This is a genomic window from Lacrimispora brassicae (assembly GCF_054772055.1).
On record NZ_BRYH01000041.1, the window covers coordinates 64,549 to 79,688 of the forward strand.

Genomic DNA, 15,140 nt, shown 5'->3' on the forward strand with positions numbered 1-15,140 from the left:
AATAAAAGGAGGCAATCATTATGAATTCACAGGAAGCATCAAAGGAAACATGGAAACAGATCTGGACCCGGAAAGGCCAGGCCGACAGCTCCGTTACGGACCTGCTGGCATATGACGGCTATGAAGCCACAAAGGTGGATATGGAAGAGGTGGCCCGCCAGATAAACAGACGGCTGGATATAAAGAAAAATGACAAGGTCCTTGAAGTAGGCTGCGGCGCAGGTGCCCTGGCCCAATATCTGGACTGTGATTACGTAGGCATTGACTATTCCCCCACCTTGGTTCAAAAGCATATAGAGTTTCTCCACCATTCGGTCCTGGCCGGAGAAGCCGCAGATCTGCCATTTAAGGATAAATCCTTTGACAAAGTGATCTGCTACGGCGTTTACCTTTATTTTGATAATAAGGAGTATGCAGAAAAGGCAACAAAGGAACTTCTGCGGGTTGCAAAAAAAGGAGTGCTGATCGGAGAAATCCCCATGCATTCCCACCGGGATGAGCACCTGTTGTTTTCTAAGGAAGAATTTCAAGGCTGGGATATCAGCGATGGCTTTTATGACCCTTACAGAAAGGACCGGTTCAATGCAGTTTATATCTTCTCTTGATGAATATCTTATGGCTGTTTAGAGTGATAATCATGGATTGAGACTGATCCGGATCAGGTACTTAAATTTATAAAAGCCCGCTGATGAAGGCAAAAACAGAAAGGCTATGGCCGCCAGGCGGATAGCCTTTTTTGTTTCTATTCTTCACCAAATGCCGCCGGACATGGGCTGTTTCAGGCAAAAAGGAGCAATTCCATCAGGTATAGTTCTTTTTTATTGTCATATTCTCATATTCCTTTGGAGTATAACCCGTAATCTTTTTAAATACGGCACTGAAATAGTACTGGGTATCAAAACCAAGCATATCTGAAATTTCATACATCATATATTGATACGATCCAATCATTTCCTTTGCCTTTTCAATTTTAACCTCAGTTACATAGTCCGAAAAATTTTTTCCCATATGTTTTTTAAATGTGCTGCTTAAATGCCCCTGGCTGATATTCAGCAGGGAAGACATTTGGTTTAAGGTTATTTTTTCCCGGTAATGTTCCCGGATGTATTCCAGAACCAGTTCAATATACTTATCCTTCCTGCTTTCCTTACAGGCCTCCAGCACTTTTGCCACCTGATCACGGAACTCTTCCAGCCAGCCAGTCACGGCGCTTAAGTCAGACAGGCGGTTTAGCTGTCCTGCCACATCTAAAATATAGGGGAAGTTCTGCTCTTCTCTCTCTTCCAGCAGGAATGTAATAAAATAATAAAGGTTGCTGCATGCATTTACCGCCTGTGAACGGGATGGCTTACACTGGGTAAACAGTTGAATGATCTGGTTCATAATATTGGAAAAACCGTCCCGGTCATTGTGGCGGATAATGCCCGTTAATTCCTTTTTTAAAAAATTAATATTAAAGCTGCTGCTGTGACTGAGATTTTCTCTGCAGCTTTCCGAATAGAAAACAATCCGGCCGGAACTGTCAAAATACGTATCATTCATCGCACTCATGGCCTGGTAAAGAAGGTTCTGGATCTCATCTGCTTCCCTTACCGGCCGGCTGACGGCTATGGACACAGGAATCTCAAAAAAATCCTTCATTGCCTTACGCAGCCTGATACTCATTGCCTCAACCTGTTGTTTATAATCATTCATCCCCTCCAGCGAAAGAACAAGAATAAAACCATTTTGTTCCTTCCTCAGAAGACAGCTTCTGTCAAAGAAACCCTTTACCATTTCGAGAATGATATTTTCTGCAAATTTCATGGCTTTTTTCTGATCCGCCCTGGTAAATTTTTCGGCAGCCTCCTCAAATCCGTAATTAAAATGAACCAGCATCAAAAGAAGCACCGGATAACGTTCCCGGATCATCCCAGCCAGATCTTCATCGGGCTGCGTATCCCTGTCGCAAATCAAAATATGCCTGAAGTAATTCTGAATGCGCTGGTCTGCGGTTATCTCTCCGTCTTCCATGGCCTGTATCTTACGGTGGCTTAGATTGCATCGGTCTTTGGCTCTTTCCAGGGCTGCAATCAGTGCCTTTTCATCAAGCTCCAGTTTTACAAGATAATCAACCGCACCCAGGCGCAGGGCTTCTTTAATTAAAGAAAATTCCTCCAGGTTTGTTAAGAGGATAAAGACTGCCGTATATCCATTTTCTATAGATGCCTTCATAAAACTGATTCCATCCATAACAGGCATTTTAATATCGGATATCACAATATCCGGCTGAAGCGTCTCCATAAGCCCAAGAGCCTGCCGGCCGTTGGAGGCCTTCCTCACTATTTTACATTGATGTTCTTCCCAGTTGAGAAGGGAAGTGACCCCTGCCAGAATCAGCGGTTCGTCATCTACGATCATGATGCGATACATAAGTCATTCTCCTTTTGCCTTTGTTTAATACTTCAACGGAAGTTTTACGATCACCTGCATACAAGGCCTGCCTTGGTTTCCCCTCAGCTTTTCCCAATGATTTAAGGGCCTAAGTATCTTCTCTTCTGGTATTCCGGTTTCATTTCCACTATGGTAATAAACAGACATTTCTTATAAGAAAATGCGTATATCTCAATCGTTCCGCTCTTTCCTCCCGGCCTGCTGCCGCTGAAAACAGCATTTTTCACCTGGGGCTGCAAGGCTGATTCCCATCCCTGCATCCTCCAGGATGATGGGTTCGTCACCCCCTTTTCCAATAATTTTCATCATTTCACAGCGTAACCGTACTCTTCCATACACTGTTTTATGTATTCCTCATAGGCTTTTTCCAGCCACATATTCCTTAAAAGCGTCACCGATTCTTCATATCCTGCTCTTCCGTAGTCATGCTTATCCAGCACCTGTAAGATTCCCTGGGAGGCTCCATAGTTCAATACGCCACTGCTTTGTCCCGGCTCCATAAACCGGGTCTGCTCTGCCAGCCATGCCATTTCCTGGTTATCTCTTGGAAAATCAGACGTATCATATTCCACTTCCTCATATTCGATCCTTGCCTCCGGCCATTCATTGATCCCATGAATAATATCCCCCGGCTCTTTTCCTTCGGCCAATTCCTTCTCCACAAAGCTCCAGACCTTTTTCAGTTCTTCCGGATACTCTCCTGCCTTCATGCCGTAATACATATAGATTCCGATCCGGGCTCTGCAGCCGTTGTCAAACAGGGAGGGGTCTGCGCCGGCGTAAAGCTCCTTTAACTGCTCCTGGGATGGTTTCAGCCTCTCTTCCATAAGCCTTCCCTTCAGTTCGTCTCTGACTTCCATCTGGGTCCTGGAGATGTATTCCATCAGCCCATACTGGCCGGGTCCGTAAGAAATGCCTTCCAAAGACTGCCGCTTTTTATTCTCTTTTTCCAGGGACCTTTTTATGTCTTTCAGGGTGATATCCCCAGAGATCCCATACTGGGAGGCCATCACCCGTTCCACCGTATCCCTTGCCAGACGGTCCATGGCCATCTGTCTTAATACTTCCTTTGGAGTTTCTCCATGGACCTGGGTCTCCCAGAATCCGTCTTCATTTGGGTCCAACTGATACTTATTGTAAAAATCAGACGCAACCTGGGCCCGGCAGTCATTTTCATAAAGCGCCAGATGGTCCTGGGTAATGGTGCTGCTTCCAATTTTCATCACTTCATAGGAAGGCCTTTTCAGCCACAAGATCCCTGCCGCAAACAAAACCAGGACTAAAGCCGTTCCCATTATCACCTTCCATCTGGCTGCTTTCTGTTTCATCATTTCCTCCTGATGCTTACAATTTTTTTCTATATTTTACCATTTCCTGTGTCAAACGTCTCTCCATTTCATGAATTTCTTCCATTTCCCCATCCGGATCCTGGAGAACCCGTTTTCCTTCGTCAATCATCTGTTTCAGACTTATTTCATCCACATTGGTGTAGTCCTCCGGATTGATATTGGAAGCCAGATCAATGATGTAGCTTAAATTCTTTTTTATTACCTTTTCCGGTGTATAATCGGATTCCCACACAAGCGACGGCTTCCTGGCGCCCTCTTTGACCGTTCTGGAGGAATGGATGCCTACATAGTTGTTTTTGGCTGCCGTTGGTATGCTGATCTCAAAGGAGATTTCAGTTTCCCCGTTCTTTATGGCTCTGCGGACGGGGTCTGTCACATCCAGCTTCTGAATCAGGCTCTCTCCTGCCATGGTTTTTGTAAAGGAAGTTACCGGGTTTGTGCCCACCCGGGACGGGAAGCTGTTAAAGGTTACCGTCATACCTTCCCAGCCATTTTCCACCTGATAAATATCCGCACTGGTAAAGTCCGCACTTGGGGTGTCCGTAAGCTCAAAGGTCAGATAAACTGCCTGAGAAGTTTCCGGCACCTGGTCCAGGCTGAACTTCATAAGGGACTTTCTGGTGTAATTCTGAGCACCTGCATCATATTTTACAATCAGGCTGCCAGAACCGCTGAAATTTTTATCCCCATCAGATCCGCCCTGTACATAAACATCATCCATTGTCAGGGCGGATTCGTCGCCGACCTGCACCTGGACCCGCGGGGTGAACCCTGCCGTATTATAAAGTCCCTGAGGCAATACAAGCTGTCCGGTTAAATCATAGGTCCCCAATACGTCTTTCTGATAATTCCCTCTCTCCCATAGGATTTCCAGCTTATGGGTTCCACCGGCATTATCATAGACTTCCACTGTTTCAGGAAGGGGTAAATCTGCAAACTTTGTTCCAGGATCAGCCTTGATCCTGCTGAATTCTTCAGAAAGGCCGATGATTTCACATCTTTCAGGCTCCAGCACTTTTAAGGTGATTTTGCTGGTCCGGCCTGTCGTCCCTTGGGTTCTCACCGCCAGCTTGATAAACGGTGTTTTCTGAAGCACTTCCACATTGGCATCGGATTCTTTTACATCTCCTCCTGTGTAGGGAAGAGAGATCTCAATGGTTCCATTATTCTCCTGGGTCGGATCCGATACCCCCAGGCTCACCTCATCCCCGTTTATCTGCATTGTTATTGATGCGGCTTTATTTGATGTGATCCCTGCCGCAGTTACGGTCTTGTTGTTCCAGAAATTCACTGCGGTTATTCCCAGGTTCTTTTCTCTTACCGCATGGGCATCTTCGCTGCACTCCAGGACTTCAATGTCAGGGGCTTCACCGTACTGTGCCGTTTCCTCCGCCGTTTTTCCCGGAAGAATCACATAGGAGTACTCTTCATTAGACGGCTTTTTCCCGTGCTCCAGCCAGAAGGTGGCAAACTGGTTGGTTTCCTCTCCCTCAGTGGTTCCCTGGGCATTCCAATTGCCGGTCCTCGTTTCTTTCAATGCCATAACATCTGCTTTTCCTGGAAAATAGTAGCCTATATCCGAGCCTGACGTATTTCCTTCCAGATGGATCCAGGATGCACCGGTTATTTTCGTTCCTTTTGCTGCCCCTTCCTCCCCATCGTTTCTTATATCCTTTTCTTCTCCATTGATCAGCACCTGATTGCTTCCATCTTTATGAAGCTTCCGGTTGTCAATAATGGTCTCCACGTAATTACCGGTGGTGGAAGTGATCCCGCTTCCTACTGCTGCGATCTCATCGTCAAACATGAACCAGGACTTTTTGGCATCTGTGCCTGATCTGGTGCTGCCGCTGCTGCCCAGGGTCTTATAATGCATTCCTGCCCCGCCGTAATCCCCCAGGCTGGAACCGCCCACCCAACTGTAAATATTTTTTGTACGGTCACCGGCACCGTTAGGACGTGTGACGTATTCTGTGGTGGTTCCTGCCAGACGCTTTGGATCTACAGTTGCCCAGTAGCCTTCCCCGTACTGGTCCCTGTCACCGTTGTACAGGTAGGTCATGCCATCGGAAATATTCCAGGTGCGCTTCCCTTCATCGTTGATCAATTCATGCCCATAGGTACGGCTGGAATGCATGGATAAGGCGAATCCGAATTCCGGCATAATATGTACCAGTTTATCCATTCCTGCAAACAGCTTATGAAGCACATACTCACTTCTTGGTTCAATGGAAGCATCGTTCATGATCTCACTGGCTTTCATTAAGGAAGCTATATGAGTGCTGCGGCTGTAATAATAATCCTCATCCAGGCTGATGAAGTATTTCATCATGCGGTTGAAGCGGTCCTGCTGCTCTGTTGGCATGGCATCTCCCATCAGCATCATGGCATCCATGATTCCCGCACCTCTGTCCTTGTCATTTGAGGTTTTTCTTGTAATGTCTCTTCCTGACACCATATCCATGCACAGGCCGTCATAAATAAACGGCTCGATCCCTTCAAATACCATATCAAAGATCAACTGCTCTGCGTGGTCCTCGTAGGTCAGTTCAAAATCAGTGCCGGAAAATACGGAGAACAGAATGCTCAGCTTTTCATATAGCTGGGAACCGTATCCGCCCATATAAGCCAGGGCCTGATGCTGGATAAAGGATCCGTCCTCATAGAATCCATCTCCTGTAGTCACATATTCAAACACGGTTTTATATGCCTTTTTCACATGATCCAGTTTCTCCCTGTTATCAGTCAAAAGGCCGGTTTGGACCACTGCCATGCCCTTGTCGATCAGATTTGCCCCTGTCATGGCCGGAGAACCAGGATAACCGGAGGGACGGTCGCATACGGCCGTAAAACGGTTGACTGCTGCTCCATAACGGCTGATCTGTTCAGGAGTCAGGTCCTCATAAAGAATCAGGGCGGTATCCAGAAATGCTATGGGGCCTCCGATTTCCCAGTGCCACCAGTTTCCAAACACCGGTGTTTTTTCATCACTACTGCTATAGTGATGTTCATTCATAAAATCCAGGGCCAGAATCACTTCCTTTTTCACTTCCTCATTCTGGTACAGTTGGCATCCCTTTGTTGCCCATGCGATCCCAATGTCCTTTAACCGGTAAAAGGTCTGAGCCACATTGCCGGAATGGACCTTGGCCTCTGCGCCGGTCCCTTTGATATAGCTCATATCAAGATCGCTCCATAGATTGGTTCTGGAGGCATCGTTTCCCTTGATCATGGTGCTCCAGTATTCTCCGGCTTTTTCATCCATACCCTTGATATAGGTACGGACAGCCTCATTGCCGGTGTCCAGTTCTCCGCCCAGCAGCTTGCCCAGCCACTTATCCCTTAATTCCTGAAACTGGGGATCAACGGGTTTTATTATCTGGGTTGTGCGAGTGACAAGCCTTGGCCCTTCCTTTCCTTCTGCTCTTGTGGAATAAAAATCAATCATATTGTCATTGGCCGCCACAGGACAACTGATTTCAAAGGAAATTGCTGTTTTCCCTTCATTCAGCGCATTTCTCACGCTTTCACTCACATTTGCAGTCACGATTCCACCGGATATATTGTCCTTTGAAATCATTCCGTCTGCCTTGTCTCTTATTCTTACCGGCCTTGTATTCCATGTCACCGTACCGGAATTCCAGCCGCTTTCCACTTCATAAATTTCCGCAGAAACAAAATCCTTGGCAGGATTGGTGTTGCTGATTCCTCCGGTCAGCGCAAGCACCATGTCAGCCTCTTTGGTTGCACGTTCCACTCCGGATAAATCAAAGGTCATAACCGTTCTTCTGGTATAATTCTGCTGGCCGTCGGAGAATTTGACCCTTAGCTTGGAACCATCGTAATTGCTGTACTGGCTGCTGGTTTTGCTGGCATCACTCCCTCCCTGAAGGTAAACGTTCTCAGTGGGAACAGTGGCTTTTTCTATAGGTTCAAGCTTTTCCATGGCTGCGGAAAGTCCAGACCCAAGCTCATTGATCCTGTCTCTCACCTCTCCGGTAAACAGGCTGACTTCAGGAGGGCCAACATTTTCGTAGGTCAATTTACTCTGGTCGTATACCTTCTGAAAAATCCCTTTCCCTTCTTCCATAAGGCCCAGCACTTTCCCATAGGACTCCGGGGTATAAGCGCCTGGATCTAAGCTTTTTGCCTTTTTATACACAGAAGGAAGACCGGGAAGAGCCACCGTGATATCGTACTCCGGCATCCAGGCAGAGGTTTTAAAGTTTCTTGCCTTAAATACCACACTGTCTTCATAAATCTTTACATGGTAGCCTATTCCCGCTTCCTTTTCTCCGTTTTCCGACTCATTATAGGAGGGAACATCAATTAAGGTGCCGTATTCCCGGTCAATGGCTTCCGCCACCCCAAATCCGTTGTGAATGTGGCCGGACATGTAAATCACCTGAGGAAACTTTGAAAATATCTCTTTTACTTTGGAATCCTGGTTCCCGAAATCCAGGAGAATATTGCTTCTCCAGTGGGTATCCTTTAATGCATTGTGTCCCATGACAAAAATCGGCTTATCCGGGCTTGCATTTTCAGCCAGAGTTTCTTCCAGCCAGTTTAATTGTTCCTGGGAAAGGTACATGGCATCCTTTAAGCCGTTTTCCGTATTGAGTACAATAAAATGATACCCGCCCAGCCATTTGTCAAAATAAAGGGATTGGCCGTTGTTGGGCATGTATCTTTTGTTTTTTCCCAGATAAAGCGCTTTTGCAGCAGGCCAGTAAGCACTGATGACGGTTTCATCCTTGTTCCAGTCTGCGGAATTGTATCCCCTCACATCATGATTTCCCAGGGTCATGATCACCTTATCGTCAGAAACCGGAGAATACTGGTCCATAATGGAATAGATCCCGTTATACTGGGCTTCTGTGCCGTTCTGCGTCAGATCACCTAAATTCAGCATTCCCAGGGAGTCCGGATCAATGGCTTTTATATCCTTTAATCCTGCGATGAAGTTTGCCCCATTGGTATCTGACAGGCTATCAGACTTAATATGGACATCGGAAACCACCTGGAAGCTGCATAGCGGCTCACTGCCTTCCAGAAATTGATTGAACTTTTCTTTCAGGCTGCTGACGGCGGCCATGGCGGCTGCGGCTGTCATACCCTCTAACCCCTTCTTTACATGTTCAACTTCCTCCCCCATGGCATTGATCTGGTCCAGAGGATACTGGGAACCAGGCTTTATGGAAGCCAGCCGGGCTTCCATCTGTTCCACGGCGGCCATGGCTCCTTCCGCTTCATAAATGGTTTTTACAACAGAGGCGTCGATGGCTTTCTTATACACCCGCAGCTCATCAATGATACAGCCGCTCATGCCATAGCATCCTCTGCCGTCTCCCCCCAATATAAAGTCCAGTCCAGTATCCACTGATTTTCCTTTATGCCCTGTCATAGAGGCGGACGAATATTTCTCTCCATCCAGATAAACCGTCATATCACCATCCCTGTCAAAGCTGCCTGCCACATGATGCCATTTGTCATCATTGGCAGGAATTCCCTTTAATTCCACCCGGCTGTTTCCTGTTCCTGAAAAATTCATTCTCATATCCACGTTGCTGGCATTATTAAAATTACCAAAGGCCCAGCCAGTATTGCTGCCGCTTAAATAATTTTTATTAGAAAGAATGGTTCCGTTATTCTGTCCGTGATTTTCTGTCTTCATCCAAAAGGACAGGGAAAAATCCTCCGTTCCAAATGTTAAGTCTGCGGTCTGTCCATAGCTGATATACTGGTCGGCTTTTGTATTATCCTGCCCTGCCTTGCTTCCGTTATCCATGGAAACGCCGTTGCCCCGGATTCCCTTTACAAAGGCCGGCTGGCCGTTAATTGTCCCATCATTTCCTCTTCCTGTCTGGTCCTTTGCCTTGTTCCCGGATATACTGCTTTCATCAAAGGAAGAATGCATGACCAGCCCGTCATTTAAAACTGTTTCCAGAGCGTTTTCATCCATATCTGCCCCAAGGCCTCCGGCCAAAGGAGCCGCGTAAATTAAATTTCCCATCAGATTTCCCATTAGCATAGAACAAGTCAGCACTGCACCGCATATTTTTTTCCATTTCACCTTCATAAGACCGCTTCCCCCAAATGGTCCCTGAAAGAGGGAAATCCCTCTTTCAGGATAAATTGATCACTGGACCCAGGCTCCGTTTTCATCTACCTGATACCCATCCGCCGTTGTGGTGTTGGTACAAAGGGCTCCCATTGGCCTGCTTCCGCTTTCTCCCGTCTGGTGGCCCCATTTTCCGTCTTCCGTTTTCTGCCATCCGGTTTCTCCCTGAGTAACAGGGTTAAAGTAATACCAGATACCATTAATAAGGATCCAGCCGGTTCTCATGGCCCCGGATTCATCAAGGTAATACCAGTATCCGTCTGATTCTTCTTTTACCCAGCCTGATTCCATGAAACCTTCCGGGCTGAGCCGATACCATACGCCCTGATCCACGATCCATCCGGTCTCCATCATGCCGTCTCCATTAAACCGGTACCATTTCCCGTTGATTTTTGCCCATTCATTGGATGCGTAGGTTTTGTCGGCCTTTAAAAATCTCCACGCCGTTCCATTGGCCTTCTGCCATTGCCCCCTTAAATCGGATCCTGTCCTTTGGGAAGAGGTGCCTCCTCCGGAACTGCCCGAACTGCCGGAACCGCCTTCCTGAGGAGCTTCTTTTATAACCCTTATCTGGAATGCGTCCGTAAATACCTTAACCGCGTTATTGACCGCTGTCCGGTAAGTGATGACCACATCCTTTACGCCCGGTACAGAAGTGCTTACATCGGATATTTCATAGCCGCTTATGCTCTTTATGGAGCCGTCACTGTATACGGCAGCCACCATCAGACCGGAATGGCTGATCCGTTCTCCTGTTATGTACTCTGTTTTTTCCGGCAGTGAGGTGATCTTGATTCCTGTGACGATCCTGTTTTCTGTTCCTGTATTTCCGCTGAATTCCAGTCCGTCAATGGCCTCTTTCAAATAATCGTATGCCTGGTCCACCCGGTCCTGATCGCCCTTTGTGAGAGTCTTATCCTTTAATACAGATCTGGCGTCTGAAAGGGCATCCTGTAACACCTCATAGGACTCCTGGGTATAATCCTTCTTGTTCTTAGATTCCCCTATGAGCACCAGATCCCTAAGGGCGGAAAGTTCAGGCTTTAAATTCTCTTCTGAATCCAGATTCCAGATAGCCTCCATCAAATTGGTATATGCCTTATGTACCTCTGATTCAGTTGCCTTTGTATTGATCAGCACGGAAGCTGCCTGGTTAAAGGCCTTTAAGAAACGGCTTTTTGCCCCGTCAGTCAGCCGGTCCAATACCCCCTGGTTGACTAAGTCCGCTGCTTCCGTATAGAGAACCAGAAGGGCATTCTTGTCTTCCGGCTCAATAATGCTTACGGTTACCGTGGCAAACTTCTGATCTGGATTTTCAATGGTATCATGGCCGGTGAGATTGAGATATCCAATGCAGGTATAGGAAAATACTTTTCCCGGGTCATAGGCATTATCCGGGAACCAGTATTCAATAGGTACTTCCGCTTCTTTCCCATTATCCAGCAAAGCAGTTGCCGTACCTGGAAGTCCCAGTTCCTCCCAGGGCGTACCCACCAGTTGGATGATCGGGGAAATATCCCTGATTGAGACGACTTTACGCAGCCCTTCCATAACGTATACGGTACACCTGATGGGAAGCTTTACCCCATCTGCCTTTCCATACACCACAAAGCTTCCCTCGCTCTGGCAGTTTTCGGGAGCAATGGCGTTCCATTCCACGGTCACGTTCCTTTGATCCCCGTTGGAGTAATTGACTGATACTGTTTCCGGCAGAACCGGTATCTTTCCAGCCGGTGTTGATATTGAAACAGCTTCTACCTGGGTTTCATAAACATTGCTTAATACCAAGGTGGGAGCCATTTTTCCGATGGCTTCCTTAGAAGCAAAATCAATGCCGCCGTTATCGCCGTTTGCATACTCCCCAAAATAATCCGTTGTCATAAGGAATGAGAACTTTGTCTGTCCCTTTTTCCCGTAGGCGCTTTTCACCCAGTCGGTCACATCCAGTTCCACGATATTGTTGTTGAGATCCCGGATATTGGCGTATACTATTTTTTTATCATTGATCACCAGGTTACTGTGGGAAATATTCGGTGAGGAATTCCATGTCACCGTTCCTTCCTCCCAGTTGTCATCTACCTCATAAACCTTGAGATAGAAATGGTTGTTAATGGTTTTATAATCTGTCTCTGAAACCGGTCTTGTCATCTGCAGCTTTATGGTAATCCTGGAGGCTGTTTTAAGCATTTGCTCATCCTCTCTTAAGTCAAAGCTGATCAGCCCTCTTCTTGTGTAGGAAGGGGAATTATTGGCTGTTTTGATCTTAATGACATTGGGATCAGAGCTTCCATATGCCTTGTTTCCATCGCTTTGCTGGGTATAGGCATCCTTTGAAGATACTGTTTCCTTTACACTTGTTCCATCCCCCAGTTCCCCCAGAACGGTCACCTTTGCCCTGCATTTCTCCTTAAGGCCTGAAACGGTTCCTTCCACCGTAATCTCTCCCTCATGGGAATACTGTTCCAGGGTAAGTGTTTCCCATGTCACTCCAAGCTCCAGGGTCAGGCCTCCGGCAAATTCCGCAGTAACCTTTTCAGGAAGTGACGGGTAAATTCCTGCAAAGGTGGAAACTTGAACCGGTTCAAAGCTTTCCGGCGCATCGGCTACGATTATGGTAGCCACCACCTGATTGGATAATCCGGGCAGGACTCCGCTAAGTTGGATCACACCCGCCTGCATACAGTCTTCCTTTGTCAGTTCATCCCACGTAACCGGATAACGGTAGGATTCCCCATCCAGAACGATTTTTAAGGTTGCAGGCAGCTTCGGCACAACTCCGGGAGTGGTGACGATATGTACCTCTTCCACATCTTCTGCCAGCTCATCCTCATTGGAATATTCCAACGCGCCTATGTCCACACGCCCTGCAACGGTATTGCCCATAATATCCTCGGTGGGCATGCCTTCGATTCTCTGGCCAGCGCGGATACAAGGGGACGTTTCCGTCAACTGATAAGGCTCTGCCAGCTTCTGGATCCTGTCTTTGGTGAAATCAGAATCCATAAGGTCTTCCAGCTCATCTACAGGATACTGATATTGGGAATAATCCTTTCCGGCCTTATAGTCCACCAGCATGGGATCCTTGAATATATTTCCTTTGGCCTGAAGGCTCTCCTTATTTAAAACAGAGCCTGCAACGGTGTTGGCAATGGTATCCGGATAAAAGCAGTTGTTTTCTATTACGCTGTCATCATGGATGGTAGATCCCTGCTCCAAAACCGCAAAATCAATGGTTGCTCCGTCCTTGGCCAGAACGATGTTGTTTTTGAAATCCACATAACAGGTTCTTTTGCTCTTTCCACCAAACAGAGAGGTCTTATTATCTTCTCCAAAAACAACTATGGTATTGTTATAAATCTTACCTACGCTGGGTCCGGCAGAAGTCGTATTGTCATAATGGAAGGTCTGCTGCTGCAGCTTGCTTCCTCCCGGATAGGTGCCTGCACCGTCATTGATGCTTAAGTTATAGCGGAAAATGGTATTCTTCTGGCTTGCCATAAACAGCATGGCCCCGCCGCCGCAGTCATGGCTTAAATTGTACTGGAAAATATTGTCCACATTCATCATATCGGAGTCAAAGGCCTCTCCGTCATCGTACCCGTACCGGTTGCCGTAAACTTCATTGTACTGTACGGTAACATTATCGGCAAACATGGTCCAGCACTGGGCATAGTTTACTGCTCCCCGGTCATAGCCGCAGGAAGAATTCACCATATTCCCCTCAATCAGCCCGCCTTTTGTTTCCGTTAAAACGATGCCGTCACCCACAACATCCTCCAGATAATTGTTGCGGATAGTCACATTGGAATAGTTTTTAAGGAATTCATTTTTTCCCCAGCCGGAATCGGAAATATCCGTATTGCATTTATTCCGGATTCCTTCAATGGCCACGTTTTTCACATAATTTCCTTCAATAAGCACGTCCTCAAAGGCTGCACGCCCCATGGCCTTGGGAGTCAGATTGCCGCTGTCATCAATTGTGACCCGGTTTCCGTCTTTGTCCAGGTAATGTCCCATGACGATGATTCCGCCGGAAGTTTTCCCCCCTTTAAAGTTGGAGTTGACATCGTGCACATAGCAGTTCTTCACGGTAATATGTTTATATATCTTTTTCTGGTTGGAGGAATAGATCAGGATTCCGGCACGTTCACTGGTACCGCTGTCCATGGCTTCCCCCATTTTATCCGTATTTTCCAGATTGGTCACTTCCAGATTGTATATTTCCCAGTATTCTTCATTATAGATGGTTACTGCACCGGTAATGGAAGGACCTGAGGTACCGTTGCCGTTAATCACAGGCCGGCTGCCCTCTCCATACACGTCAATGGTGATGGGTGCGCCTTCCCGTCCGCTGCCCTTTGGATTCAGCGCCTGGTTCCAGATACCGTCCGCTTTCAGCAGTATCTTGTCTCCAGGCAGAAAAGTTTTGGAATTGACCCTGTCAAAGGTCTTCCATGCAGTCTCTTCTGTTTTTCCGTCTCCGCTGTCATTGCCGTTTTTGGCATCCACGTAATACACAGTCCCCTCTTCCTGCAGATCCTGTGTCTTCCATGCATTGGATGCGGTGGCAAAACTGGCGTTGGACCTTGTTGCCGTGTTTTCATCCATGGTTCCATAGCTGTCTGGCGGCATTTCCAGGACATCAGCAAATCCGATCATATTTACAGGCAAAATGCCCATCATCATTACTGCTGCCATCATGCCAGCCGCTTTTCTTTTGAAAAGCCTGCTGCTTTTTAGCATAAGAAAAGATCCCCCTTACTTTTTATTACGCCTTTATCGGTTCCTTTTGAAAATAGCGGTATTTCACAAAAAACAACGGAACAAAGGCGTTTGTTTATATAAAAAGTATAGCATTTATGGACCTGGGTAAAAATAAATCATCTTAAGGTTTTTGGCAATATCTTCATCTTTTCCCAATTCTTTTATTACAGAATAATACGATTTTTACAATTTCATCATCTTTCTTTTTTTAAGAGCCGGCAGCTCTTGGGAAACGGTTTGTATTGCAGTAATAAACACTGGCCAGGCTCTTTTTGTAAATACAGCCGCTTCCTCTTTACATGACGTTATAAGAACTGGAAAGGATTTTCTGATTGGAACAAAAAAACAGCATTATTTTCAAATGTTCTTAGAAAATAAGCTGCTGTATTTTATAATGCGTTTTTATCATTCGTATTCGTCTCTATTTATAGCCCGTTGCTTTCATGAAGTTCCCCCACAAATGAACTGAAATA

The 15,140-nt window shown here is 46.6% G+C and carries 6 protein-coding genes; 1 reads left to right on the forward strand and 5 read right to left on the reverse strand.

What is annotated here, in order from left to right:
* Positions 1 to 20: 20 nt before the first annotated feature.
* Positions 21 to 605 carry a class I SAM-dependent methyltransferase gene (locus ACYVD3_RS18680; RefSeq protein WP_460643996.1) on the forward strand — a complete coding sequence of 195 codons (585 nt, stop codon included), beginning with the start codon at positions 21 to 23 and terminating at the stop codon, positions 603 to 605.
* 196 nt (positions 606 to 801) lie between these two features.
* Here the strand turns inward: ACYVD3_RS18680 and ACYVD3_RS18685 are convergent, their stop codons facing one another.
* The 5 genes from ACYVD3_RS18685 to ACYVD3_RS18705 form a co-directional block, all read right to left on the reverse strand.
* Positions 802 to 2,412, reverse strand: a complete 1,611-nt coding sequence (locus ACYVD3_RS18685; RefSeq protein ID WP_460643997.1) for a response regulator — start codon at positions 2,410 to 2,412, stop codon at positions 802 to 804.
* 101 nt (positions 2,413 to 2,513) lie between these two features.
* The gene (locus ACYVD3_RS18690) at positions 2,514 to 2,693 is read right to left on the reverse strand and encodes a hypothetical protein (protein ID WP_460643998.1); all 180 of its coding nucleotides are present in this window, start codon (positions 2,691 to 2,693) and stop codon (positions 2,514 to 2,516) included.
* A gap of 45 nt (positions 2,694 to 2,738) precedes the next feature.
* Entirely contained in the window at positions 2,739 to 3,764 is a 1,026-nt protein-coding gene (locus ACYVD3_RS18695; RefSeq protein ID WP_460643999.1) for a hypothetical protein, read from the reverse strand.
* Between the two features lie 13 nt (positions 3,765 to 3,777).
* On the reverse strand, positions 3,778 to 9,861 hold the full coding sequence (locus tag ACYVD3_RS18700; protein ID WP_460644000.1) for a polysaccharide lyase family 8 super-sandwich domain-containing protein: 6,084 nt from the start codon (positions 9,859 to 9,861) through the stop codon (positions 3,778 to 3,780).
* A 60-nt stretch (positions 9,862 to 9,921) separates the two neighbouring features.
* Positions 9,922 to 14,646 (reverse strand): Ig-like domain-containing protein, encoded by a 4,725-nt coding sequence (locus ACYVD3_RS18705; protein ID WP_460644001.1) that lies wholly within the window; start codon positions 14,644 to 14,646, stop codon positions 9,922 to 9,924.
* Positions 14,647 to 15,140: the final 494 nt, after the last annotated feature.